The organism is Thiomicrospira sp. WB1, assembly GCF_001507535.1.
Lineage (GTDB): Bacteria > Pseudomonadota > Gammaproteobacteria > Thiomicrospirales > Thiomicrospiraceae > Hydrogenovibrio.
In genome coordinates this window covers 331,436-355,569 of sequence record NZ_LQBN01000002.1, presented here as the reverse complement: position 1 = coordinate 355,569, position 24,134 = coordinate 331,436, and the positions used below count along the sequence as shown (strand labels likewise).

The 24,134-nt window shown below is 55.4% G+C and carries 19 protein-coding genes and 3 tRNA genes; 10 read left to right on the top strand and 12 right to left on the bottom strand.

All coding sequences use genetic code 11. The annotated features are described in order from the left end of the window. Positions 1–50: 50 nt before the first annotated feature. Positions 51–1,352, bottom strand: coding sequence for a hypothetical protein (locus AVO41_RS06045; protein ID WP_153003495.1), 1,302 nt, complete (start codon positions 1,350–1,352; stop codon positions 51–53). Between the two features lie 101 nt (positions 1,353–1,453). Between AVO41_RS06045 and mfd the strand changes: the two genes are divergently transcribed. Both mfd and AVO41_RS06035 read left to right on the top strand, forming a co-directional pair. Next, positions 1,454–4,972 (top strand): transcription-repair coupling factor, encoded by a 3,519-nt coding sequence (gene mfd, locus AVO41_RS06040; RefSeq protein WP_068584805.1) that lies wholly within the window; start codon positions 1,454–1,456, stop codon positions 4,970–4,972. Between the two features lie 10 nt (positions 4,973–4,982). Beyond that, positions 4,983–5,633, top strand: coding sequence for a peptidoglycan binding protein CsiV (locus AVO41_RS06035; protein WP_235584681.1), 651 nt, complete (start codon positions 4,983–4,985; stop codon positions 5,631–5,633). A gap of 90 nt (positions 5,634–5,723) precedes the next feature. On the opposite strand, the gene minE is transcribed toward AVO41_RS06035, so the two are convergent. The 3 genes from minE to minC form a co-directional block, all read right to left on the bottom strand. Next, positions 5,724–5,993 carry a cell division topological specificity factor MinE gene (minE, locus tag AVO41_RS06030; RefSeq protein WP_068584219.1) on the bottom strand — a complete coding sequence of 90 codons (270 nt, stop codon included), beginning with the start codon at positions 5,991–5,993 and terminating at the stop codon, positions 5,724–5,726. A gap of 9 nt (positions 5,994–6,002) precedes the next feature. Then, a complete protein-coding gene (gene minD, locus AVO41_RS06025; protein WP_068584216.1) occupies positions 6,003–6,815 on the bottom strand; it encodes a septum site-determining protein MinD in 813 nt (270 codons plus the stop codon). An 80-nt stretch (positions 6,816–6,895) separates the two neighbouring features. Further along, positions 6,896–7,594: a septum site-determining protein MinC gene (gene minC / locus AVO41_RS06020; protein WP_068584213.1), complete on the bottom strand. Its 699-nt coding sequence runs from the start codon at positions 7,592–7,594 to the stop codon at positions 6,896–6,898. Positions 7,595–7,650: 56 nt separating this feature from the next. Between minC and pxpA the strand changes: the two genes are divergently transcribed. The 3 genes from pxpA (at position 7,651) to AVO41_RS06005 (ending at position 10,709) form a co-directional block, all read left to right on the top strand. Beyond that, positions 7,651–8,430 (top strand): 5-oxoprolinase subunit PxpA, encoded by a 780-nt coding sequence (pxpA, locus tag AVO41_RS06015; protein WP_068584210.1) that lies wholly within the window; start codon positions 7,651–7,653, stop codon positions 8,428–8,430. Continuing rightward, positions 8,427–10,127 (top strand): carboxyltransferase domain-containing protein, encoded by a 1,701-nt coding sequence (locus tag AVO41_RS06010; RefSeq protein ID WP_068584207.1) that lies wholly within the window; start codon positions 8,427–8,429, stop codon positions 10,125–10,127. Before pxpA ends, AVO41_RS06010 begins: the two co-directional genes overlap by 4 nt. A 189-nt stretch (positions 10,128–10,316) precedes the next feature. Next, entirely contained in the window at positions 10,317–10,709 is a 393-nt protein-coding gene (locus AVO41_RS06005) for a hypothetical protein (protein WP_153003494.1), read from the top strand. Between the two features lie 31 nt (positions 10,710–10,740). Here the strand turns inward: AVO41_RS06005 and AVO41_RS06000 are convergent, their stop codons facing one another. The 6 genes from AVO41_RS06000 to uvrC form a co-directional block, all read right to left on the bottom strand. Further along, complete coding sequence (locus AVO41_RS06000) at positions 10,741–11,373, bottom strand: HPP family protein (RefSeq protein ID WP_068584201.1); 633 nt, start codon at positions 11,371–11,373, stop codon at positions 10,741–10,743. 141 nt (positions 11,374–11,514) lie between these two features. After that, positions 11,515–11,603: transfer RNA gene (locus AVO41_RS05995), tRNA-Leu, on the bottom strand. 32 nt (positions 11,604–11,635) lie between these two features. Then, a tRNA-Cys gene (locus tag AVO41_RS05990) sits at positions 11,636–11,709 on the bottom strand. A 6-nt stretch (positions 11,710–11,715) separates the two neighbouring features. Then, positions 11,716–11,790 (bottom strand) — tRNA-Gly (locus tag AVO41_RS05985). Positions 11,791–11,972: 182 nt separating this feature from the next. Then, entirely contained in the window at positions 11,973–12,554 is a 582-nt protein-coding gene (gene pgsA / locus AVO41_RS05980; RefSeq protein WP_068584198.1) for a CDP-diacylglycerol--glycerol-3-phosphate 3-phosphatidyltransferase, read from the bottom strand. 92 nt (positions 12,555–12,646) lie between these two features. Beyond that, a complete protein-coding gene (uvrC, locus tag AVO41_RS05975) occupies positions 12,647–14,527 on the bottom strand; it encodes an excinuclease ABC subunit UvrC (protein ID WP_068584195.1) in 1,881 nt (626 codons plus the stop codon). A gap of 72 nt (positions 14,528–14,599) precedes the next feature. Between uvrC and AVO41_RS05970 the strand changes: the two genes are divergently transcribed. The 3 genes from AVO41_RS05970 to AVO41_RS05960 all read left to right on the top strand — a co-directional run bounded on the left by AVO41_RS05970 (position 14,600) and on the right by AVO41_RS05960 (position 18,198). Continuing rightward, positions 14,600–15,559: a S49 family peptidase gene (locus AVO41_RS05970; RefSeq protein WP_068584192.1), complete on the top strand. Its 960-nt coding sequence runs from the start codon at positions 14,600–14,602 to the stop codon at positions 15,557–15,559. 142 nt (positions 15,560–15,701) lie between these two features. After that, a complete protein-coding gene (locus tag AVO41_RS05965) occupies positions 15,702–16,565 on the top strand; it encodes an HDOD domain-containing protein (RefSeq protein ID WP_068584188.1) in 864 nt (287 codons plus the stop codon). Position 16,566: 1 nt separating this feature from the next. Further along, positions 16,567–18,198 carry a diguanylate cyclase gene (locus tag AVO41_RS05960; RefSeq protein ID WP_068584185.1) on the top strand — a complete coding sequence of 544 codons (1,632 nt, stop codon included), beginning with the start codon at positions 16,567–16,569 and terminating at the stop codon, positions 18,196–18,198. A 158-nt stretch (positions 18,199–18,356) separates the two neighbouring features. Here AVO41_RS05960 and acnB read toward each other — a convergent pair whose 3' ends face one another. Beyond that, complete coding sequence (acnB, locus tag AVO41_RS05955; RefSeq protein WP_068584181.1) at positions 18,357–20,939, bottom strand: bifunctional aconitate hydratase 2/2-methylisocitrate dehydratase; 2,583 nt, start codon at positions 20,937–20,939, stop codon at positions 18,357–18,359. A 91-nt stretch (positions 20,940–21,030) separates the two neighbouring features. On the opposite strand from acnB, the gene AVO41_RS05950 reads away from it, so the two are divergent. After that, a complete protein-coding gene (locus AVO41_RS05950) occupies positions 21,031–21,267 on the top strand; it encodes a (2Fe-2S)-binding protein (RefSeq protein ID WP_068584178.1) in 237 nt (78 codons plus the stop codon). A gap of 23 nt (positions 21,268–21,290) precedes the next feature. Here the strand turns inward: AVO41_RS05950 and AVO41_RS05945 are convergent, their stop codons facing one another. Next, positions 21,291–22,352, bottom strand: coding sequence for a PQQ-dependent sugar dehydrogenase (locus tag AVO41_RS05945; protein WP_068584175.1), 1,062 nt, complete (start codon positions 22,350–22,352; stop codon positions 21,291–21,293). A 167-nt stretch (positions 22,353–22,519) separates the two neighbouring features. Here AVO41_RS05945 and purB point away from each other — a divergent pair, with 167 nt between their 5' ends. Further along, positions 22,520–23,917, top strand: coding sequence for an adenylosuccinate lyase (purB, locus tag AVO41_RS05940; protein ID WP_068584802.1), 1,398 nt, complete (start codon positions 22,520–22,522; stop codon positions 23,915–23,917). Positions 23,918–24,134: the final 217 nt, after the last annotated feature.

Below are 24,134 nucleotides of genomic sequence, written 5' to 3'. Positions count from 1 at the left end.
AATGAGAAATTAAAAATACCAATGACCTTTATAAATGATTTTCAATTTGCTTATTTTATGATCTCAGGGTCGTCGCGTTTCGCCATCGACCGAGCCGGTTGCCAGATCAATAATTGATAGGCCGTGATCAACAATCCACAAATGCTTACCAGCGCCACGGCCTGTGTCCAGGCATGACCGCCAAGCGCCAAAACACTCAAACCAACCATCAGAACCAGAGACGTGACCCAAATGGGGCGCCCGACCGAACTCAGGGCGTAACGGTGACACGCCTCCTGCGTTGTGAGCACGGTCTGACGTTCGGCTCGGCGATAGCGCGTGTAGTAATGGATGGCATCGTCCAGAATCATTCCCATCGGAATCACAAACAGCACACCGAGATCGGAAATCGCCCAGCCCGGCTGCCATGGCTGCACAAGCTGAACGGCGGCCATTAGCCACAACAAGGAGACGGCCACGGTCATCACCACGTTCAAGGCCAGACGCAGACTGCGCCAATAGCCCCACAAAAGCAACCCGCTGACCAGCAACAATCCCCATACTGCCTGACCGGCAAACAACGAATCAAACAGCCAAAGCAACCATACCAAACTGATCAGTGTCATCCCCCAACCCAAGGCCTGAAATCCGCGCGGGTAGCGTTGCATCCAACGGGTCAGACGCATCAGGCCATGCCGATCATTTGTGTTGCCGACACGAAAAGGCAACGCCGTTCGCATCCCGAGCCAGGGAAACAAACTCAAATAGGCCACCAGAGCCACCCCGGCCGCCACACTCACCACCCAGGCCAAATCCACCAGCTCCGGTGCCAAAGCCGCCGCCGCCACAAACCCCAATGCCGTGGTAAGATTGGACAGAGCAACGGGGCCGAAGGTTAACTGCAGTGCCTCAGCCAGGGCGTCATGCTGGTACAGACCGCGTGCCATTTCCCGCAGCCAGGTCATGACAATGTGAATGCCATTGCTCATTACCATCATCCACACCACCACCCAGGCGAGCACCGCCGGCAGCTCGGCGTGCGCTGCGACACCCCCGACGGCCAAAGGGGCTGGACGAAGCAATCCCACGCCGGCCAGCGTTATCAGCATCACCATAGCGGTCATGCCCATCAGCAACAGGGTCACCTTGACCGATTCCAGCGCCACCGCACACACAACGCCGGTCAGAGCCACCACCATCAGCCAGGTGCTCCAGTGGGGTGCCTGCCACAGTGTCAGCCAAGGGCTGTGCTCACTCACCATGTGCCCTAACCCCAACAACAGGGCCACCAGCCCTAGCGCCCACCCGCGTGTGGCCCAACATTGATAATGCCATAAGGTGAAGACCCAGCGCGTTACCCAGCGTGAAGCCATGTCATAATCCTTTTCCGTTGCGTGGCGGGCAAACATTTCATGCGTTTGTCAGAGCCCATTTGGTAGAATGGCCGCCATTTTATAAAAGTTTCGCGCCCTTTATGTCACAAACCGCTTATTCCCTCTTGTCGCCCCAATTTCAAACCGCTTCCGCCCAGACGGAACAACAGTGGTGGCATTTGCCTCACCCGCCGGAACAGGCCCTTGCCATCACCGCCTGGGCGCAAAAATCACCAGGCCTGGTGGTTTTGCTCACGCCCGACATGACGGGCGCCGATCAAATGACACGATTGCTGCGGTTTTTTGCGCCATCATCGCTTCCCGTCATCGGATTTCCAGAGTGGGAGACATTACCTTATGATCAATTTTCGCCCCATCAGGACATTATTTCCCAACGCCTGAAGACACTCTATCAATTACCGCGTATGCAACAGGGCATTTTGGTGCTGCCCATCAATACGCTCATGCAACGTGTCGTCCCGGCTGATTTCATTGAACAATACACCTTCTTGCTGGCCACCGAGCAGACGCTGGATGTGGACGCACTGATTGACCAGCTCGAAGTCAGTGGCTACCAACGTGTCAACCAGGTGATGGAGCACGGTGAATTTGCGATACGAGGGGCCTTGATTGACCTTTTTCCCATGGGGGCCGAACGGCCTTATCGCCTGGACCTGTTTGATGACGAAATTGAAACCATCCGTTGTTTTGACCCCGAAACCCAACGCAGCACCGATCAGGTTGAACGCATCGAGCTTTTGCCCGCAAAGGAATACGATCTCAGCGCCAAAGGACTGGGACAATTTCGCCAGCAATGCCTGACTCATTTCGGTGAAAACGTGCGGGAAAGCCAGTTGTATCGCACCGTTAAAAATGGTCACACGCTGGACGGATTGGAATACTACCTGCCGCTGTTTTTTGAACAGACCGCCACCCTGTTCGACTATCTGCCTGAGGCCAGCCAGCTGGTCATGGCCGGTGATCTGAGCCATGCCATGGAAGTAAACTGGGCCGACTTTCAGGAACGCTATGACATCGCCCGCCATAATCCGGATTACCCGGTGCTTCCGCCTCAGGAGCTGATTTTGCCTGAAGAGGCCTTGAAGCGCGAACTGGCAGCCCGGCCACGTATTCACCTGATCGCCGATCTGGACACTGCAAGCCGAAAAGCCGACAAACACAAAATCAGTTTTCAATGGCAACCTGTGCCGGATTTAAGCATTCAATCCGACAGCGACTACCCTCTGGCACGCCTGAACGCGTTTCTTGACCAGTATCGCGAGGCGCACCACGCACCGGTGATTTTTGTCGCCGAATCAGCGGGTCGACGGGAAACACTGGTGACCCTGCTCAAACGACACAAACTGGTCGCCGCCAACCAACTCAGCCAACCTGAAAACTGGGACGCCGCCCTCGCTGAGAGCACCCCCTATCGCATTGTGATCGGCCCGTTGGAGCACTCACTGGTGACCCCGGAGATGGCCCTGATTGCCGAGGCAGATATTTTTGGGCAGACCGTCATTCAAAAACGACGTCGGCGGCGCAAACACAATGAATTTGATCAAGCCGTTGCCAATCTGATCGAGCTGGATATTGGCCAACCGGTGGTGCATTACGATCACGGTGTGGGGCGTTACCTCGGGCTGGAAACCATGTCCATCCAGGGCGAGGATCAGGAGTTTCTGATGATCGAATACGCGGGCGAGGCCAAGCTTTATGTCCCGGTCACCTCTCTGCATCTGATCAGTCGCTATACCGGTGCCAATGCCGACACCGCTCCCTTGCACAAGCTGGGCTCCGATAAATGGGAAAAGGCCAAGAAAAAAGCCGCCGAGAAAGTGCGTGATGTGGCCGCGGAATTGTTGGACATCTATGCCCAGCGTGAAGCGCGAAAAGGCCATGCCTTTGACACAGACGAAGACGCCTACACACGCTTTGCGGCGGCCTTCCCGTTTGAAGAAACGCCCGATCAGGAAGCCGCCATCGACGCGGTGGTGGCCGACATGCGGGCCGAGCGCCCCATGGATCGGCTGGTGTGTGGCGATGTCGGGTTCGGCAAAACCGAGGTCGCCATGCGGGCTGCGTTCATTGCGGCCTACAGTGGCAAGCAGGTCGCCATACTGGTGCCCACAACCCTGCTGTCACAGCAACACCTGGAGAGCTTTCGCGACCGTTTTGCCGACTGGCCCATGCGCATTGAAGGACTTTCGCGCTTTCAGAATGCCAAAGAAACCCAGGCGATCATGGCGGATGTTTCCGCTGGCAACGTCGACATTCTGATCGGCACCCACAAGCTGATTCAGAAAACCATGGATTTCAAGAATCTGGGGTTGATCATTATTGATGAGGAGCACCGGTTTGGTGTGCGCCAGAAAGAACAACTGAAAAAATTGCGTGCTTCGGTCGACGTCCTCACCATGACTGCCACGCCCATTCCCCGCACACTCAACATGGCCATGAATGACCTGCGGGATCTGTCGATCATCGCCACCGCACCGGCCAAGCGACTGGCGGTTCAAACCTTTGTGCAGCAATGGAACCGGGATGTGGTGCGCGAAGCCTGTCTGCGCGAGATTCGGCGCGGGGGACAGGTCTATGTATTGTTCAACGAGGTGGACAAGATCGAAGCCATGGCCGAAGACATACAGACCCTGCTGCCCGAAGTCCGCGTCAGTACCGCCCACGGCCAAATGCATGAAACCGAACTGGAACGGGTCATGCAGGATTTTTACCATCGCCGTTTCCAGATTCTGGTGTGTTCCACCATCATTGAAACCGGGATCGACATCCCGACGGCCAACACCATCTTGATCCACCGGGCCGATAAATTCGGTCTGGCACAGCTGCATCAGTTGCGCGGTCGGGTCGGCCGCTCGCACCACAAAGCCTATGCCTACCTGTTTACGCCGGGTACCCGCGCCATGACCGAGGATGCGCGCAAGCGTCTGGATGCCATCGCCAGACATGACACACTGGGCGCCGGCTTTATGCTGGCCAGCCACGACCTGGAAATCCGCGGTGCCGGCGAACTGCTGGGCGATGGTCAGTCCGGTCAGATACAGGAAGTCGGTTTCAGTCTTTATTCCGAACTACTGGATCGGGCAGTCAAGGCCCTCAAATCAGGGCAGTCATTGTCACTGGACCAGGCCCAGAATGCCGGCGTCGAAGTCACATTGGGCGTGCCCACACTGATCCCGGAAGACTACCTGCCCGACATTCACACACGACTGGTGTTCTACAAGCGCATTGCCAGCGCCGAAAATGCCGCGGCGCTGAATGAACTCAAAGTGGAAATGATCGACCGTTTCGGCCTGTTGCCCACGCAAGTGCATCACCTGCTGGAGGCCACCGCTCTTAAACTCAAACTGGCCCCACTCAACCTGGAAAAAGTCGAGGCACACGACAGCCTGATTCGCATTCAGTTCGGTGCGCACCCGAACATTGATCCGGCGGCTTTGATTCAACTGATCCAGGCACACCCAAAGTATTACCAACTCAAAGGGCAGAGTGAATTAAAATACTTTGCAGACATGCCGGAAGTCGACGAGCGTCTGGCGGCCATCGAAACCATAGCGGCCAGCCTGAAACCCGATGCCGACCCGGCTCACACCAATACATAAGGAACCGATGATGCACCGAACGCACGCTCCCATCAATCGTTGGCGCCACCTGATCCTGACCGGCCTGGCTCTGTTGACCCTGAGCAATTCGATTCAGGCCGAGGACAAACTGCCGCGCTACCATGTCGAAGTCATCGTGTTTGAAACCCTGGCGCTGAAAGGCTGGACCGAAGAGTACTGGCCGGAGAAAACCGCCGATGCCATCCTCCCAGATTGGAATGAGCTTCGCAGCATGCCGAGCCCTTTACCCCAAAAAGTCCATCGGCTGGCGACAGAAGCCAAAAAGATGACGCGTGAAAAAGGCTACAACAAGCTTTTTCACCAGGCCTGGGTGATGACGGGGTTCCCGGAAGACCAGAGCCAACCGTTTAAAATTGAAGTCCTGCCGGGCAACGCCTATCAATCTCGCCTGTTTGGCCAGATCAAATTTTACAAATCACGTTTTGCCCACGTCCGCCTGAACCTGGGACTGGAGCGCCGCATCCCCAGCCGGGTACGACAAGACTTTGCGCAACAACAGGACATGGATGTGACAGCCTTGCCGGACTACTGGCATTTCCAGCTCAAGGAGTCACGCAAAATCAAATCCGGGGAGCTGCATTACTTTGATCACCCCATTTTTGGTGCACTGGTACAGATTCAATACCTGGGCAAAGAATAACGGGTTCAAACCAATCAAACCCCATAAAAAAACCGCCCGAGACGCAAGGGTCAAGGGCGGTTTTTTTATTTCAACGACTGCGGTGCGGATTCAAGAAGAACTTTTCTGATCGTCCGGCAGCACCAGGTTCAGCTCCAACACCTCAAAGCCATTGGCTTCATCAATCGAGATCTGAAGCTGTTCCTGATCGATGGTGACGTATTTGGCAATCACTTCCAGAATTTCTTTCCGCATCTGTGGCAGGTAATCCGGTGCCCGGCGATCTCCACGCTCGTGCGCCAGCAAAATCTGCAGACGATCTTTGGCCATGCTGGCGGATTTTTGTTTTTTCTGCCCCAGCAGATAATCTAATAATGCCATCTCCGCCTCCTATTTCCCAAAAAATTTCGAGAAAAGGCCTTTTTTCTCAGTGGTGAGAAAACGATGTTCTTTTTCCTCGCCGAGAAAGCGGTCGACCACGTCCATATAAGCCTGAGCGGCGTCGGCCTGTTCGTCCAGAATCACCGGCTCGCCGGCGTTGGATGCATTCAGCACCTGCTGAGACTCCGGAATCACGCCCAGCAATGGCACCTTCAACAGGTCCACCACATCATCCACGGCCAGCATGTCACCATTGTCGACCCGCTCCGGATTGTAGCGGGTCAGCACCAGATGCTCACTGATCGGCGCATCCCCGGATTCCGCCCGGCGCGATTTGGCCTGCAGAATGCCCAGAATTCGGTCGGAGTCACGAACGGAAGAGACTTCGGGGTTGGTGACCACGATGGCTTCATCCGCATAATACAGCGCCAGTTGCGCGCCTTTTTCGATCCCGGCGGGTGAATCACAGACAATGAAATCGAACCCTTCGGATTTGAGGTCATCAATGACTTTGCCCACGCCCTCTTCCGTCAACGCATCCTTATCACGGGTTTGAGAGGCTGCCAAAATGTAGAGGTTTTCCACACGTTTGTCACGAATCAGCGCCTGTTTCAAGTTGGCTTCGCCCTGGACCACGTTCACAAAATCGTAAACCACACGGCGTTCACAGCCCATGATCAGATCCAGATTGCGCAGGCCCACATCAAAATCGATCACGGCGACCTTATAGCCTTTCTTGGCCAGTCCGGCCGACAAACTAGCGCTGGTGGTGGTTTTGCCCACACCGCCTTTCCCTGAGGTAACAACAATGACTCGTGACACCTTGTATTCTCCTATTGCATTTCGTGCAGTAATTTTCGCGTATTATAACGTTTTGAAACGGGGCTGAAACCACCGAATGATTAATTGAGGCATTCCGGGTTAAACACCAGCTTGTCGTTTTCCAGACGCACTTCCATAAAACCGGTTTTAAACCGCTCATCAATGTCTTCTGACAACTGATACATGCCGGCGATACACACCAGCTCCGGGTTGAGGCGGTTGGCAAAAATGCGCGCCGTGGTCTCACCGGACGAACCGGCAAAGACCTTGCCCATCACCGTGCCCATCACATGGACATGACCGTCGGCCACTACTTCCGCACCGGGGTTAATGGAGCCCATCACCACCACATCGCGGTCCTTGGCGTACACCTGTTGTCCAGATCGGACCGACCCGGATATCATCAGCGCCGATTTCAGCCCCGCCTCGGTTTCATTGCCGCGCTCGCTGGAGCGGTTGGGCCGTGACGGTTTATCGGGTGTGTTGGGGAAAACGGCCAGTCCGGCGTATTCGGCTTGCTCTTTGATCTGCTCGTCTTCGGTCCGAATGCCGATGGGAATCATGCGTTTCTGATGCAGAAACTCCACCAGTAACGCCAGATAGGTGGCATCGGCCAATGGTACCTGCGGCTCCAATACCACCGGAATGCCGACAAAAAAATCCGGGGCCTGATCGATTTTTTGTGCCAGCGCGTCGCGCGTGGCATCAAACCGGTCGTCGTACAGCTTCAAGACCGTCAACGATAAAATGGACCCTTTCAAATCAATTATTTTGCTCATAGAATAAGCGTTTGCTCGCAATTGGCTGAAAAACGGCCATATTACTTGAGCACGCCATGACAGTAAAGCCCCAAAACACGCGCCAAGCGCCTGATGACGGTTCCAAGCAGATGCCACACACCCCTTCTAAGAGATTACTGAAAAACTGCGACCTGGGCGAACAGCCTGACACCCACATTGATGCGGCCGTGATGCCGCACATTGATCAGGCCAATATCGCCTGCGGCGGCCACGCCGGTGACGCTCAAAGCATGAAGCGGGTACTGCAATTGGCCAAAACCCATAACGTGGCCATCGGCGCCCATCCCAGCTACCCCGACCGAGCGAACTTTGGGCGCCAATCACTCAATCTGCCGTGGGCGGAACTCGAAGCGAGTCTGACCGATCAGGTCCGCCAACTGACACAGATTGCAGCCTCCCAGGGCCTGCCTTTGCAGCACATCAAACCGCATGGCGCGCTGTATCTGGACATGATGCGTTCCGAAACCCTGTTTGCCCGTTTGCTGGACTGGGCTGATCACCGTTTTCCGGGCGTACCGCTGATGGCGCAATGGTTGCCTGACACGGCTGCCTTTCATGATCTGGCCCAGGCCCGGGATCTGCCCATCATCTGGGAAGCGTTTGCCGATCGTCGTTATCAACCCAACGGCCAACTGGCGCCCCGCCATGAGCCTGACTGTCTGCACACCGACGCTCAAGGCATTATTGACCAGGCCTGGTTGTTTTTTGAACAAACGCAGGACCCACACCACCCGATGCAGGCGCATTCCCTGTGTTTTCACTCCGACAACCCGGCCTCGGTCGAAGCGTTAATCGCTCTGGGACAAACCGCATGAAGGACGACTGGGTCATTCATACCCAGGTGGTATCCGCCGACAGCCTGCTTTTGACTTGGCAGCGTCCCTCAGATTCGCGACCGCAAATGGACGACCGCCTGCCCGCGCTGATCCAAAATTTTCTGAACCGCCTTCAGGATGATTGTGCCCCGGGCACCTTCGTCAATCTGGTGGCCGCCTACGCCACTTTATGGGTGCAGTACCGACCAGCGGTGACCTCGGCGCAGGCCCTGATAAAAACGATTGAAAGCTTGTCACAAACCGCTGTCAGTCAAAACACAACGGCTACGAAAGAACACCTGATTGAGATCCCGGTCTGCTACGATCCGGCATTCGGCTGGGATCTCGAGGCGTTGGCAAACACCAAGCACACCTCCGTCGAAGCACTGGTTGCGCAGCATACAGCCCAAACCTATCGCGTGCATGCGGTGGGTTTCAGCCCCGGCTTTGCCTACCTGGGTCAGTTGCCCGAATCGCTGGCGGTGCTCCGGCACCCAGCGCCTCGCGCGGATGTCCCTGCCGGCTCGGTGGCGCTGGCAGACCGACAAACCGCCATCTACCCTATCAACACCCCGGCCGGGTGGCAGATCATCGGGCGCACACCACTGGATCTAAGCTTGAATGACCCGTCCAATCTGGATCGGTTTCAGGTCGGGGACCGGGTTCGTTTTCGCCCCATCAGCCGAGAAACCTATGATCAATGGCCGCGTGAATGCAAAGATGCCCCTTTAAACGATGAGGCAACCGTCACCACCAACCGAATCGGCCTCACAGTCCAGCGCAATGCGTTTGGTGCAAGCATTCAGGACGAAGGCCGACTCGGATGGCAATCTAAGGGACTGGCGCCTTCCGGAGCCATGGACAAGGGCGCGTTTTATGCCGCCAACCGTCTGTTAGCGCAACCGTTGCACTACGCGGCGCTGGAAATCCCCATGGGCGGCTGCGAACTCAAAGCCGAAACCACTCTTTACGCTGTGGTGACCGGCGCCGATCTGGATTTTCGAATCAATGACGTGCCACACCCGCGCTACCAGCCGTTTGTCGTTCAGCCCGGTGACCGCTTGAGTTGGACGCATCCCAGACAGGGACTGTTTGCTTATTTGGGTGTCTGGGGCGGCTGGCAAACCCCAAAATGGTTCGATAGCCGGTCCGTTACCCTGCGTGAACAGATCGGCCAAGCGCTCAAAACAGGCGATGCCCTCGCAATCGCGCCACAAGACCCGGGGCCGATCACAACACAAGAACTGCCTCCCGGTTGCATGATGCAAAACACCACCTCACCGCTTGTGCTGAGATTCATACCAGGCTTTCAGTGGCGCGACTTTGATCACGCTGCTCGTCAGGCGTTTTTGAACCAGGCGTTTCAAGTGTCGTCGCAAAGCGGGCGGGTGGCCACCCGTCTGCAGGCCCATCTGCCCATTGAGGTGCCGTATCACAAAATGCTGTCCGAACCCATGGCCGATGGCAGCATCCAAATTCCACCCAGCGGCGAGCCGATCGCCATGCAGGCCGATCGCCCTACCATCGGCGGTTACCCCAAGGTGGGCGCCCTTTTGCCACAAGACTTGTACAGACTGGCCCAGGCTCAGCCCGGGTCAATGGTGCGCTTTCAGTCTATTACACCCATCGCTGCCGCACTGAAACATCAGAACTGGCAACAATTCTGGGCGTCCGTTCCCGAGCCGCCCTCAAAATAAACACACTATTTTCTATACGAAGGTTGTACATTATTAAATTATTCGTACAATAGAAATTGAGTGAAGTTGTTGCTTCATTTCAAGGGTTGCCAGTACATCGCCACCTTCCTTCCTTAGCCACACTTGATGTACTGGCTTTTTTAGCTATCTTGGTTCCCCGTTTCGCTTTTTTTCTGTTAGATTTAAGTCATGCGAACGCGATCTCTACAGGAAACATTTGATCTTTATCTGGCATTGGACCGGGACGATCCGCTGAATAAACCTCTCGCACCGCGCGAATACCTGAATGGTTTACGCTTACTGACCACCCGTGCAGAGATTGAAGCCAACCTGAATGACTTTGCCATCGACACGCCCAAGCTGGCGCACCCACAAACCCTGGCCCTGTTTGCGGCCCTCATCGACGAAATCTGTGACTGCCTGTCACTGGACGCCCCTGACTGGACGCGCCACCCGGGTTGCGTCAGCCCGAGCCCTTACCCAAAGGTACGGGACGTCGGGCAACACCAGCGCCGCAACCTGTTTGTGTATGATTTGCTAAGTGAACACGATCAACGTCGTTTGCAAGACAAACCAGCCTGAATTCTGGGTCAGGGTCTGGGTTTGGGTCTGCTTAGGTCCAAAGGCTCAGGGGCGGGTCCGTGGCAATGGCTTTGATCAGATCCGTGCGCGTCACGATGCCGACGATGGCATCCTGCTCATTGACCACGGGCACCGCCGTCAGACCATAATCGGCCATCACCTTTGCCACACGCCGCACATCGGTAATCGGGTCGGCGGTAATCACTTCCTTGATCATCACATCGGCAATGGTCTGCTCGGGCAAACTGAAAACATGGGTGCCATCCGTGGAAATGACGTGCATCAAATCCACCAGCGTCAGCAACCCGACCAGAAAGTGTTTGTCGTCGATCACCGGCAACTGTGTGAAACCATGCGTTTGAAAGCGCTGAAAGGCAGCCTCGATCGAGGTATGAATGGACAGGGTCACCACGGGATGACTCATCACCTGATTGACGTGAAGCACCTTCTCACGCTCATTGCTGTGAATCATCTGACGATAGGCTTGTAACCCTTTGGGCGTGGGGGCGTCACCGGAAGAGACACCCTGAATGATCAGGGTTTCATCTTCGGCCACATCCTGCTGAAAACCGGGGCCTTCTGCGGCGTCTGGCTGGCGAACCCGGCGCAGCTCTTCCAGGCTGTTACGAAACGATCGTCCCTGAATGTTGTAAATCGCAAACATCCGTCACGGCCTTTTTTATGATGAACATTCATAAACCTTATAACCAAATGACGGCAAACACAAATTTTTCAGATGTGGAAACAGGCCGAACGGCGCGTAATCTAGGGAGAGAAGTGACAAACAGTAACCATCGCATCAAAGTGGTGCCCAGGGCCGGAATCGAACCGGCACGGAACTTTCGTTCCGAGGGATTTTAAGTCCCTTGCGTCTACCAATTTCGCCACCTGGGCCGGGATAGAAGTAAAGAGGGATGGTATAAATATGGAGGCGGAACCCGGAGTCGAACCGAGGTACACGGATTTGCAATCCGCTGCATAGCCACTCTGCCATTCCGCCATGATCTGGAGCGGGAAACGAGGTTCGAACTCGCGACCCCAACCTTGGCAAGGTTGTGCTCTACCGCTGAGCTATTCCCGCTTGTCATAATGATGCGCTATTATAGAAGATGTCAGGCAAATTACAAGCAAAAATATGGTCAAAATTTGCCTGAAAGCCGCATCCAGGCCCTGTAAGCCAGCCGGTCGGTTGCGGCCTCCCTGTCTTTTTGACCAGGCCTGGTCAAAAAGACATTTCGTTTCAGAAACTTATCAGGGCTTGGCTCAGGGTTTGGCGTCGCGATCGGCTTCCAGAATCACCGGCAAGGCCGCACGCGTGTATTGAATCCAGGTCACCAGTGTCAGAATCGCAGCGAAATACAGCATGGGGAAGCCCAATGCCCCCCAGTTGATGCCCCAGAGCGTGCCGCCATAAATCAACCAGGTCACCGCTGCCATCTGCGAAGCGGTTTTGATTTTGCCTAGACCGGACACCGCCACGACTTCCCGTGCGTTGTTTTCCGCCATCCATTCACGCAGCGCCGAAATGCTGACTTCACGCATCAGAATCACAATGGCCGAGAGCGTCACCCAGAGATTCTGGTATTCCACTGCCACGATGACCAGCGCAGCGGCGACGATCAGCTTGTCGGCCACCGGGTCCAGAAACGCACCCAATGGCGAGGCACTGCCGAATTTGCGTGCAAAGTACCCATCAAACCAGTCGGTCACCGCGGCGATCAGAAACACCCAACCGGCCCAGAAACGGGCGTCTTCCAGTGGCGAGTAATACAACACGATGAAGACCGGAATCAGCACAACGCGCGACCAGGTCATCCACATGGGCAAAGCTTGTAAACGAAACATGAACGGATCTTTTTGGTTAGTTAGCAATTCAAAGCGGCTAGTTTACCACAGCCACCGCGGTGAAACAGCGTGACGGCGCCTGTGGCCTCCAGTCAAACCTCGCCGTGATAAAAATCATAAATGGTTTGCGCGAGACTGGCACTGATGCCCGGCACTTTCTGCAATTCTGACATGGCCGCATTTTTGACTTCCTGCAATCCACCGAAATGGGTCAGCAGCTTCTGACGGGTCTTGGCCCCAACACCGGGGATGTCCTGCAACTGAGACTGCGTCTGTGCCTTCTGTCGGCGACGACGGTGACTGGTGATCGCAAACCGGTGTGCTTCATCACGAATGTAATTGACCAGGTGCAGCGCCATGTCATCCGATTCCAGATCAATGCCTTCGCGGTTAAGCGGTGTATACAGAATTTCCAGTCCGGCTTTGCGTCCCTCACCTTTGGCCACCGACACCAAGCGCTGCGTGTCCAGCCCCAACTCATCAAACACATCAATCGCCTGATTGAGCTGACCTTTGCCCCCATCGATCACAATCAGATCCGGCATGGGCTGCTGTTCACTGAGCACGCGTTTATAGCGCCGTGTCAGGGCCTGATGCATCGCTGCGTAATCATCGCCGCCCTGTATGCCTTCGATGTTGAATTTGCGATAGGCACTGGGTTCGGGCACCCCTTCTTTGAAGACCACACAACTGGCAACGGTTTGCTGGCCCTGGGTGTGACTGATGTCAAAACATTCCATGTGGTCCGGCGCTTCGCCCAATCCCAGCACCGTTTGCAAGGCCTGAAGCCGGTCCTGCTGGGAAGCTCGCTGAGTCAGGCGCTGTTTAAGCCCCGTTTGCGCGTTGGTTTGGGCCAGTTGCATCAAACCTTTATCGGTTTGCGAGCTGGGTTGTTTCAACTGTACCTTATGACGCGTTTTATCGGCCAGCAGTGCTTCCAGTCCCGCTTTTTCATCCACCGGGTTCGACAATAGGATTTTATGTGGCGCCGGGAACGTTAAGTAATGCTGCAATAAAAACGCCGACAGCACTTCAGTGGCCAGGCCATCTTCGGCATTCGATGCCCCGTCTGCCGACACGTCTGCTTTGGGACGATAGGCCTTGGGAAAATGATGATCACTGCCCCAGAGGCTGCCGCCGCGATACATCATCACCGCCAAGCAGACCACATTGCCCTGCTCGGCCAGCGCTACCACGTCCATGTCCTTGGCGCCGGGCTGGTTGATCAGGTGCTGACTCTGAATCGCACGCAAAGCCTGGATTTTGTCTCGATAGTCTCCGGCTTTTTCAAATTCCAGCGCCTCGGCCGCGGCCTCCATTTTGTGTCCGAGCGACTCAATCACCTCAAAGCTTTTGCCTTCCAGAAAGGCCATGGTGTGCGCCACGTCTTCATCATATTGTTCTTTGCTCACCAACCCCTCGATGCAGGGACCGGAACAGCGTTTGATCTGATACTGCAGACAGGGACGGGAACGGTTCTGAAACACGGTTTCGGCGCATTGACGCACCGGAAAAATTTTCTGCAGGGCATGCAACGTCTGATGCACGGCCGAGGCATTGGGAAAGGGACCGAAATAACGACCGCGCCGACGCTTGGCTCCTCGATGATAACTCAGAGACGGATAGGTTTTTGTTGTGGAAACAAAGATATAGGGATAAGACTTATCATCGCGAAACAAGATGTTATAGCGCGGTTTGTAACGTTTGATCAGGGTATTTTCCAAAATCAAGGCTTCGGATTCGGTGTCCGTGACCGTCACCTCAACCCGTGCCACCTGTGCCACCATGGCGCGGGTCTTAATTTCGTCGTGCTTTTTTTTGAAATAACTCGAGACGCGGCGTTTGAGATTTTTGGCCTTGCCGACATAGATGATTTCATCGTCCTCATCCAGCATCCGGTAAACACCGGGACGCTGAGTCAGGTGTTTCAAGAAGGCTTCTATGTCGAATTTTTTTTGCTCGGTTTCCGCCATCGGGCACGCAATCCTGACTTGGTTTCGCTTATAATAAACGGTTTTAAACGTCGCTATTATAAAGGATTTGCCATGTGGGATGAGCAGGACAAGCCGACAAAAAACCAGCAATCCGACGGTTTGAACCGTCTGGCCCTGGCGGCTGAAACCTTTATCAAACAGGAACGCTGGTCGCGCCGCTGGACCAATCTGCTCAAACTGGCGGTGATCGCCTACATCCTGTTTACGCTGGTGATGTTTGCCAGACAGTTCTCACCAGCCGAAGACGTTGCACTTGGCAAGACCCACACCGCCATTGTCAATCTAAATGGCGCGATCATGCCCGACGGGCTCAACAGCGCCCAGGTCTTCAACCCGCTGTTGCGTGAAGCCTTTCGCTCCGAAGCCTCCAAGGCCGTCGTGATTCGAGCTAATTCGCCCGGCGGCAGCCCGGTGCAATCGGCGCTGATCAATGACGAAATCACTCGCCTGAAACAGAAACACAACAAGCCGGTTTATGTGGTGGTCGAAGACATCTGTGCCTCGGGCTGCTACTACATTGCGGTGGCGGCGGACCGCATTTACGCCAACAAAGGCTCCATTGTCGGCTCCATCGGCGTTCGCATGGATACGTTCGGTGTGACCGGCCTGATGGAAAAGCTCGGCATCGAAAATCGCTCCATGCATGCCGGGGACCACAAAGCGTTCATTGACCCCTTCAGCCCAAAAGACGAATCCGGCCGTGCTTTTTTCAAAGAACACATTCTCGAGCGCACCCATCAGCAGTTTATTGAAGCGGTCCGCCAGGGTCGGGGCGACCGCCTGCAGGAAAACGAAAACACCTTCACCGGACTGGTCTGGCTGGGTGACGAAGCCACGCAAAACGGCTTGATCGATGAACTGGGCGATGTCGGCTATGTGGCACGTTCAGTGATCGAAGAGCCGAATACCCGTGTTTATGAAGCCGAAAAAACCTTTATGGAACAATTGATGGGCAATATCGGTGCCGAAACCGCGGCCCAATTGACGCAATATATCAGTACACTGAAATAACACGTCCTGCCAGGCTTTTTGCCCAAGGCAGGCTTATTGTTGACTGGTTTTCACCCACTCACGGCAGAACCGGCGTTTGAAATGTTGACCTTTTCACCAGGCCTGGTGAAGACGTCACTGGCTCAGGAAAGACAGCTCCTTTATGACACAACGCATTACCAGCACCGAGGTCATCGACCGCTTGGATCACCTCAAAAATCTGCCGACTTTTTCCGGGTTGCTGGCCGAATACGACGCCCTGATGGCTTCGGCAAAAGGTTCACACCTCAAGCATGTCGTGGCCCTGCTTCGTACCGATCCGCGGATTTCCACCGGACTGCTCAAGTCGGCCAACAGTGCCCGTTTCAATCCCGGCAGCAAGCAAGTCACCGACCTGGCGGACGCCATTTCGCTGATGGGCAACAATGATGTGCGCCTGCTGATTGTCACCTGGAATTTTTACACCATGTTCGGGTCGCCGACTGCCCTTGATCAGGAAGCCTATCTCACCCATTCGATGGTGTCGGCATTCATTGCCAAAGCGCTGGGACCTCACTGTCGGGTGGACGAAGATCAGGCGTTTTCCATGGGGCTGTTTCATGACTTGGGAGTCTATCTGCTGGCCCTGTATTCGCCCGAAGGGATTCAAGCCGTTCGAGAAACCAGCCAGGGCAAGGCCGGACGTCAGATTGCCGCCGAAAAAGACCAGTTTGCCACCACGCATGCACACGTGAGCGCACGCATGGTCAACCGCTGGCAGCTTCCCAAGCCGGTGGTCATGGGCATTCTGGGCCACCACAATCCGGCGCTGGTGCCGCGTGAATTTCAGGCGCCGGCACGACTGACTGCACTGGCACAGGCTGGCGCCTTTTACCTTGGTTACGAGAATGGACTGGTGGGTGAGCAACCCGGCATTCTCACAGAGACCAGTCAAGGACTTCTCAAGCGTCTCAAACTGTCGGAATCGGGGTTTCAGGAAATGGCTGAAGCCGCGTTGCAGGAAGCCCAGGATACGGGGTTGCTCTGACATGCCCATGACCCGCGCTCAATCAACTCAGGCCACCACCCACAGAACCACACTGTTTCTGACCGTGATTCTGTTGGTGGTGCTGAGCTTGTTGAGTCTGTGGCTCAATGTCGACAGTTATCAGTCACAAAAGCGCAGTTATCTGCAATATTCCGCCAGCCAGGAACAGTCCAGTCTCAATTCCAGCTTGCGAGCGCTCAGCCTGCACGCTTTGACCATTTATAAGTCCAGCCTGTTCAAAGATTCGGTGTTTCGACTGATGGCCAATGCACATCATGGCACCGACGCGGAAAAAACCATCGCACGCCAGCACCTTTATCAAACGCTTTTGCCAACTTACAAACTTCTGTCGGCTGATTACCTGCGTCAATTGCATTTCCATTTGCCGGGTGGCATCAGCTTTCTGCGGTTTCATCGCCCCAGCATGTTCGGTGACGACCTCTCCAGTGCTCGCAACAGCATCAACCTGGTCAACCAAACCCTTAGCCCGGTCAGCGGTTTTGAAGAAGGTCGTGTTTTCAATGGCTTACGTCATGTCTTTCCCATTATTTATCAAGAAGAATTCGTGGGCACCGTGGAAATTTCGTTTGCCATGGATGCGTTGTTCAACAGCATCAGTCACGGTCATGCCGAGTATTTCAACTTGATGCTCAGAAAAGAGCATGTCACCCGAAAAGTGTTGCCCTCTGAGCGGGACAATTATCAGGTTTCCGAAGTGTCGGATCAGTTCATGGTCGACAAACGCTTGTACCTGTCCAGCCTAAATGCCCGCCAGCCAACAATCCCGGATGATTTTCGGCCCAAGCCACCCCAACGCCTGACACAGTCGGAAATGACCCGATTACACCGTGCTGTCAGAGCTGAGTTTGATGCCGGTCGTGCGCCGGACTTACAACAGGACCACTTACATCACCTTGTCATGACCCTGGACCAGCAGGATTATCTGATTCACTTTCTGCCCCTGCACGACGTCTCAGGCCAGTTTGTCGGCTACATTGTCAATCATCAGCGCAATCAGGCGCTGGCCGAGATGCGCCAGGATTTCTGGCGTCATCTGGCCACCAATCAGGTCTTGCTACTGCTGTTGGGCTGGCTGGGCTATTTTTATCTGCGCAAACTGGTGCGGCGTCAGAAGCAATTGGCCTGGCAGGCGCGCACGGATAACTTAACCGGCGTTTACAACCGTAACGGATTCAAGCGCCTGCTGTTTGATTCCATGGCCCAATCCCGCCAGGAAAAAACCCCTTTGAGCGTGATCTTTTTTGACATCGACCACTTCAAGCAGATCAATGACGAACACGGCCACCTGCTGGGCGACCAGGTGCTCAAACACACCAGCGACCTGATTTCCGACGGCCTGACGCGCAAAGACATCATCGCCCGCTGGGGCGGCGAAGAATTTGCCATTCTGCTGCCAGACACCCGCCGAACCGATGCCTACAAAGTGGCTGAACGTCTGCGTCAGACCCTGGCCGCCGACCAAAGCTTCCCCTTCACGGTCACGGCCAGCTTTGGTGTGCACACGCTTCAGTCAAACGACAGCGTGGATTCCTTTATGCAAACCGCCGATTCGCTGCTTTATCAGGCTAAAAACCGGGGCCGAAACTGCGTGGTCGTCAGCAAAAACGACTGAACCGTTTGCGCGCATTGCTTTTTACCAGGCCTGGTAAAAAACCGATTTTCCTGTCCTGCCAGCCATAAAAAAACCGACCCCAGCCTCGGCCGGAAGTCGGTTTTGCAAATCGTGACGGCACGCCCAAGCGAGCCGTCCACTGAGAGGGGTTCCCGAGGCTAGGCCACGGCCACCCCGATGTCGGACAACTGCTTGGGTGATTCCACCTTATAGTCCGGCATTTCGTCGAACTGCAGATAACGATAAACCTCACCCGACATGGTGTTGAGCATCGACACCGCGTCCATGTATTCCGCGTGCGTCGGAATGCGTCCCAGAACCGAACAGACCGCAGCCAGCTCGGCCGAGCCCAGATAGACGTTGGCCCCGTTGCCCAGTCGGTTGGGGAAGTTACGGGTGGAAGTTGAGAAGACGGTGGCGCCATCGGCCACACGCGCCTGGTTGCCCATGCAAAGCGAACAGCCGGGCATTTCGGTGCGCGCACCGATTTTGCCGTAGATGCTGTAATAACCTTCTTCGATCAACTGACGTTCATCCATTTTGGTCGGCGGCGCGATCCACAGGCGCGTAGGCACGGTCCCCATCTGTTCCAGCACCTTGCCGGCGGCACGGTAATGACCGATGTTGGTCATGCACGAACCAATGAAAACTTCATCAATGTTGGTGCCTTCCACTTCCGACATCAGTTTCACATCATCCGGATCGTTCGGGCAGGCCACAATCGGCTCCTTGATGTTGTTCAGGTCGATTTCGATCACTTCGGTGTACTGCGCATCGCTGTCGGCTTCCATCAGCTCCGGGTTATCGATCCAGGCCTGCATGGCATCACGACGACGCAGCAGCGTGCGCGCGTCTTCGTAACCGTTTTCCACCATCCAGTCGATCAACGCCATGTTGGACTTCAGGTACTCGATGATCGGGTCTTTACCCAGTTTGACCACACAACCGTTGGCCGAACGCTCGGCCGAGGCATCGGACAACTCAAACGCCTGCTCGACCTTCAAGTGTTCCAAGCCTTCGATTTCCAACACGCGACCATTGAAAATGTTCTTTTTGCCTTTTTTCTCGACGGTCAGCAATCCGTCCTGGATCGCCTGATACGGAATGGCGTTCACCAGATCGCGCAGGGTCACGCCCGGTTGCATTTCGCCTTTGAAACGCACCAGAACCGATTCGGGCATGTTCAGCGGCATCACGCCCAGTGTCGCGCCGAACGCGACCAGACCGGAACCAGCCGGGAAGGAAATACCGATCGGGAAACGCGTGTGCGAATCACCGCCGGTACCAACCGTGTCGGGCAAGAGCAGACGGTTCAACCAGGAGTGAATCACCCCGTCGCCCGGACGCAGAGACACCCCACCCCGGCTGGTGAAAAACTCGGGCAATGTGTGCTGCAGCTTAACGTCCACCGGCTTGGGGTAAGCCGCGGTGTGACAGAAGGACTGCATCACCAGATCCGCATTGAAGCCCAGACAGGCCAGCTCTTTCATTTCATCCCGTGTCATCGCGCCGGTGGTATCCTGCGACCCCACGGTGGTCATGCGCGGCTCACAATACATGCCGGGGCGCACACCCTCGATGCCACAGGCTTTGCCCACCATTTTCTGGGCAAGCGTATAGCCGTGATCGGCCTGAGACTTATCCTGCGGGCGGATGAACACATCCGAAGGCGGCAGTCCGAGGGCTTCACGTGATTTATCGGTCAAACCACGACCGATGATCAGCGGCACACGGCCACCGGCGCGCACTTCGTCCGGCATGGTGTCCGGCGCCAACTCAAAAGTGGAGACGGTCTCGCCGGCTTCGTTCACGATTTTGCCGTCATACGGGTAGATCGTGATCACATCGCCCATTTCCAGCTTTTCCACATCGCATTCGATGGGCAGAGCACCGGAATCCTCGGCGGTGTTAAAGAAAATCGGCGCAATCTTGCCGCCCAGCACCACGCCGCCTTTGCGCTTGTTGGGCACATAAGGGATGTCATCACCGAAATACCACATCACCGAGTTCATGGCCGATTTACGCGACGAACCGGTCCCCACCACGTCACCAACGTACGCCACGGGATTGCCCTTGGCTTCCAGTTCGGCAATGGTGGCATCGAGATCATCAATGCGTGCCGAAAGCATCTCCTTGGCATGCAGCGGAATGTCCGGACGAGACCAGGCCGCGGTGGCCGGTGACAGATCATCGGTATTGGTCTCGCCATCGACTTTAAACACGGTGACCGTAATCTGTTCAGGCATTTTAGGCTTGGCCTGGAACCATTCGGCCTCGGCCCAGGATTCCAACACCTTCTTAGCGTTGGCGTTGGTTTTGGATTTTTCCAGCACATCGTTGTAGGCATCATAGACCAGCAGGGTCTGAGACAGCGCCTTGACGGCTTCGGCGGCGACCGCATCATTGTCGCTGTCAAGCAGATCGACCAAAGGTTGCACGTTGTAGCCGCCCAGCATGGTGCCCAGATAGAACACCGCTTTTTCCGGGGTAATCGCCTCAACGGCGACGTTTTCCGCCGCGACGTCCGCCAGAAAACCGGCTTTGACATAAGAAGCGTCGTCCACGCCCGGTGGCACGCGATTGACAAACAGATCCATCACCATCTCAAGTTCATCACTCGACAATGACTGAGGGTTTTTGATGTACTCGACCAGCTCAGCGGTCTGCTGTGCGTCCATCGGCAATGGCGGAATGTTCTGTGCTTCGCGCTCAGCAACATGCTCCAGATAGGCTTTTAACATGCAGGATTCCTTTTGGTTTGGATAATGAATAAATTAGAATAGAGGTATTTTACCACAGCGACGCGCCTCGCTTAAGCGCGCAAAGAAACGCATGGATGACAAAACCCAACAGGCACTGGCCAAACTGCCGGACATCTTAAAAAAAGACCTCAACCAAAATCTGTGCATGTGCAATGAAGTGCCAAAGATTGATGTGATCCGAGCGATTGCAGCCGGTGCCGACACGCGCGAAAAGGTGCAGCAGATCACTTACGCCAGCGATGGCAACGGCTGTTGCCGACGTCAGGTGGCCCGCCTGATTGAGTGCATTCATGAGGATCGCTGTTAACGTCCGGGCCCTGCAAGCCACGTTTACTCGGCGGCGCTGATCCGATAAACGCGCCCCGCATCCGTGGCCATGTACAGTTCGCCATGTGTGCTCACGGTTAGGCTGCGCACTCGCTCCCCGCGTGCTTTGAAATGGCGGCGTTCTTCCACCGGTTCCTGTTTGGCATTCAGTTGAATCTGGTTCAGATGGGTCAAGGCGAGCGCGCCCGTCCATAAAGCCGTGCCCTGTTTGACCAGATCGCTGGGCGCAATCGATGGCGTGTAAACTTTCACCGGATCCACCATGCCTGCTTTGTGATCGACGCCGATATCAAAGCCTGTGACATACTCCTTGCCTTGCGTGACCTCCGGCCAGCCGTAGTTTTGCCCTTTTTCAATGCGGTTTAACTCATCCCCGCCCTGAGGTCCGTGCTCGATTGCCCACAGAATGTCATGCTCGGCATCGTAATAAAGCCCCTGCGGATTGCGGTGACCATAACTCCAGATTTCAGCCAGCGCCTGAGGGTCTTTGGCAAACGGATTATCGTCGGGCACAGAGCCATCCAGATTCAGTCGAATCACCGTGCCTGCATGATTTCCCAGGTCCTGCGCCTTGTCACGCTGTCCCCGATCTCCCACGGTAAAAAAGACGTGCCCCTGCTGATCAAACGCAATGCGACTGCCAAAATGAATGTTGCGGCTCGAAGCCGATTGGGTCACCAGCAAATCTTCCCAATCCACCAGACGACGCTCGGCCAGCCTGGCACGCGCCAAAACCGTCACCGCGCCCATGCCTTTAGGCTGGCTGTAAGTAAAATAAAGCCAGCCGCTTTGCACATAATCGGGTGCGCGCTTCACATCCAGCAAGCCCCCTTGCCCCCGATCATGCACCTCGGGCACGCCTTCAAGCCAGGTCACCGTGCCGGAGGTCACATTCAATACCCCGGCCCGACCAGAACGCTGCGTCAGCACCATACGTTCGGCATCCAGAAAATCCATGCCCCAGGTCACACCCAGCCCTGAGGCAATCGTCTGGGTGGTCAGCGTCGCGGCCACCAACGGTTTTCCAGGCAGGCTCAGGCAAGCCAGCACCGCAACGACGGCCAAAACTCTGCGCCATCCGGCGCGACGGGGGTTAACCCCCCGGATGAACCGATTCGTGTGGCGGTCTGCGACGTGTGACATTCTTCCTCCCCTGATCAGGAACTCGCAAAAAAACAATGCAATTCCTTTATAATACGCGCATTTCCAATCATTTAAAAAAGGGTTCCCGCATGCAATTGTCAGAACTGACCGCGATTTCACCGATTGATGGCCGTTATGGAGCGCGCCTCGCGCCACTGAAAGAAATTTTCAGCGAATATGGGCTGATCAAAAACCGCGTTCGGGTTGAAGTCGCCTGGCTGCGCATGCTGGCCAACCACCCGGGCATTCCCGAAGTGCCTGAGCTGTCCGACGCGGCACAGAACCACCTGCTGAAGCTGGTGGACGAATTCTCTCTGGAGATGGCCCAGCGCGTCAAAGAGATCGAGCGCACCACCAACCACGATGTGAAAGCGGTTGAATACCTGATCAAAGAACACTTCGGCGACAACGAAGAACTCAATGCGATCAGCGAATTCGTGCATTTTGCCTGCACCTCGGAAGACATCAATAATCTGGCCTATGCCCTGATGCTCAAAGACGCACGCGCTCAACTGCTGGTCCCACAAATGCAGGAAGTGATCGACAAGATCGCGTCCATGGCCGAAGACATGGCCGAAATCCCCATGCTGTCGCGCACCCACGGCCAGCCTGCCTCGCCCACCACCGCGGGCAAGGAATTCGCCAACGTAGCCTACCGTCTGCAGCGTCAGGTCAAACAACTGATGAACGTGTCCATCATGGGCAAAATCAACGGCGCGACCGGCAACTACAACGCGCATCTGGCGGCGTATCCGGCGATCAACTGGTATGAGCTGACCGAACAGTTTGTGCAAAGCCTGGGCCTGTTGTGGAACCCCTACACCATCCAGATCGAGCCGCATGACTACATTGCCGAGTATTTCCATACCCTGCAACGTTACAACACGATTCTGATCGATTTCGATCGCGACATCTGGGCCTACATTTCCAATAACTTCTTCAAGCAGAAGACCGTGGCCGGCGAAATCGGCTCATCCACCATGCCGCACAAGGTCAATCCGATTGACTTTGAAAACTCCGAAGGCAACCTGGGCATCGCCAACGCGATTTTTGATCACCTGGGTCAGAAACTGCCGATTTCCCGCTGGCAGCGTGACCTGACCGACTCCACCGTGTTGCGTAATCTGGGCGTGGGTGTGGCGCACACCGTCATCTCGCTGCAGGCAACGCTGAAAGGCTTGAACAAACTCGAAGTTAACGCCGAAGCCATGGCACAGGATTTGGACAACAACTGGGAAATCCTCGCCGAAGCCATCCAGACCGTCATGCGCCGTTACGGCATCGAAAAACCGTATGAAAAGCTCAAAGACCTGACCCGTGGCAACCGCGTGGATCAAGCGGGCATGCAGGCGTTTGTGGACGGGTTGGACCTGCCACCCGAAGCCAAAGAACAGCTCAAAGCCATGACCCCGGCCAGCTACATCGGCAACGCCGCCCAACAGGCCAAAAACATCGAACTGGCTCTGACCATGATCAAAGGGCGCTAAAAAGCGTTCGACCTTTTTAACCAGGCCTGGTAAAAACCACTAAAACTTACCAGGCCTGGTTGGAGGAACCCTTCGAGCGCGTCAATAACGGCTAAAAATGGCTAAAATCCCGCTGATCTGCGTTGGAAAATTTGACCATAGCGTTGCTATGGTCTGCATTTCCCGCCTTGCTCAACAAGATTTTTTCTCATTTTTATCTCGCTCTGGACACGCACAA

Excerpts from the sequence above, each read along its gene's own strand:
- AVO41_RS05950 (WP_068584178.1), top strand. The coding sequence starts at position 21,031 with ATGGATGACAAAACCCAACAGGCACTGGCCAAACTGCCGGACATCTTA.
- AVO41_RS05960 (WP_068584185.1), top strand. The coding sequence starts at position 16,567 with ATGCCCATGACCCGCGCTCAATCAACTCAGGCCACCACCCACAGAACC.
- AVO41_RS05970 (WP_068584192.1), top strand. The coding sequence starts at position 14,600 with ATGTGGGATGAGCAGGACAAGCCGACAAAAAACCAGCAATCCGACGGT.
- AVO41_RS05965 (WP_068584188.1), top strand. The coding sequence starts at position 15,702 with ATGACACAACGCATTACCAGCACCGAGGTCATCGACCGCTTGGATCAC.
- AVO41_RS06005 (WP_153003494.1), top strand. The coding sequence starts at position 10,317 with ATGCGAACGCGATCTCTACAGGAAACATTTGATCTTTATCTGGCATTG.
- uvrC (WP_068584195.1), bottom strand. The coding sequence starts at position 14,527 with ATGGCGGAAACCGAGCAAAAAAAATTCGACATAGAAGCCTTCTTGAAA.
- AVO41_RS06010 (WP_068584207.1), top strand. The coding sequence starts at position 8,427 with ATGAAGGACGACTGGGTCATTCATACCCAGGTGGTATCCGCCGACAGC.
- acnB (WP_068584181.1), bottom strand. The coding sequence starts at position 20,939 with ATGTTAAAAGCCTATCTGGAGCATGTTGCTGAGCGCGAAGCACAGAAC.
- pxpA (WP_068584210.1), top strand. The coding sequence starts at position 7,651 with ATGACAGTAAAGCCCCAAAACACGCGCCAAGCGCCTGATGACGGTTCC.
- AVO41_RS06045 (WP_153003495.1), bottom strand. The coding sequence starts at position 1,352 with ATGGCTTCACGCTGGGTAACGCGCTGGGTCTTCACCTTATGGCATTAT.
- purB (WP_068584802.1), top strand. The coding sequence starts at position 22,520 with ATGCAATTGTCAGAACTGACCGCGATTTCACCGATTGATGGCCGTTAT.
- minE (WP_068584219.1), bottom strand. The coding sequence starts at position 5,993 with ATGGCATTATTAGATTATCTGCTGGGGCAGAAAAAACAAAAATCCGCC.
- AVO41_RS06000 (WP_068584201.1), bottom strand. The coding sequence starts at position 11,373 with ATGTTTGCGATTTACAACATTCAGGGACGATCGTTTCGTAACAGCCTG.
- AVO41_RS06035 (WP_235584681.1), top strand. The coding sequence starts at position 4,983 with ATGCACCGAACGCACGCTCCCATCAATCGTTGGCGCCACCTGATCCTG.
- pgsA (WP_068584198.1), bottom strand. The coding sequence starts at position 12,554 with ATGTTTCGTTTACAAGCTTTGCCCATGTGGATGACCTGGTCGCGCGTT.
- mfd (WP_068584805.1), top strand. The coding sequence starts at position 1,454 with ATGTCACAAACCGCTTATTCCCTCTTGTCGCCCCAATTTCAAACCGCT.
- minC (WP_068584213.1), bottom strand. The coding sequence starts at position 7,594 with ATGAGCAAAATAATTGATTTGAAAGGGTCCATTTTATCGTTGACGGTC.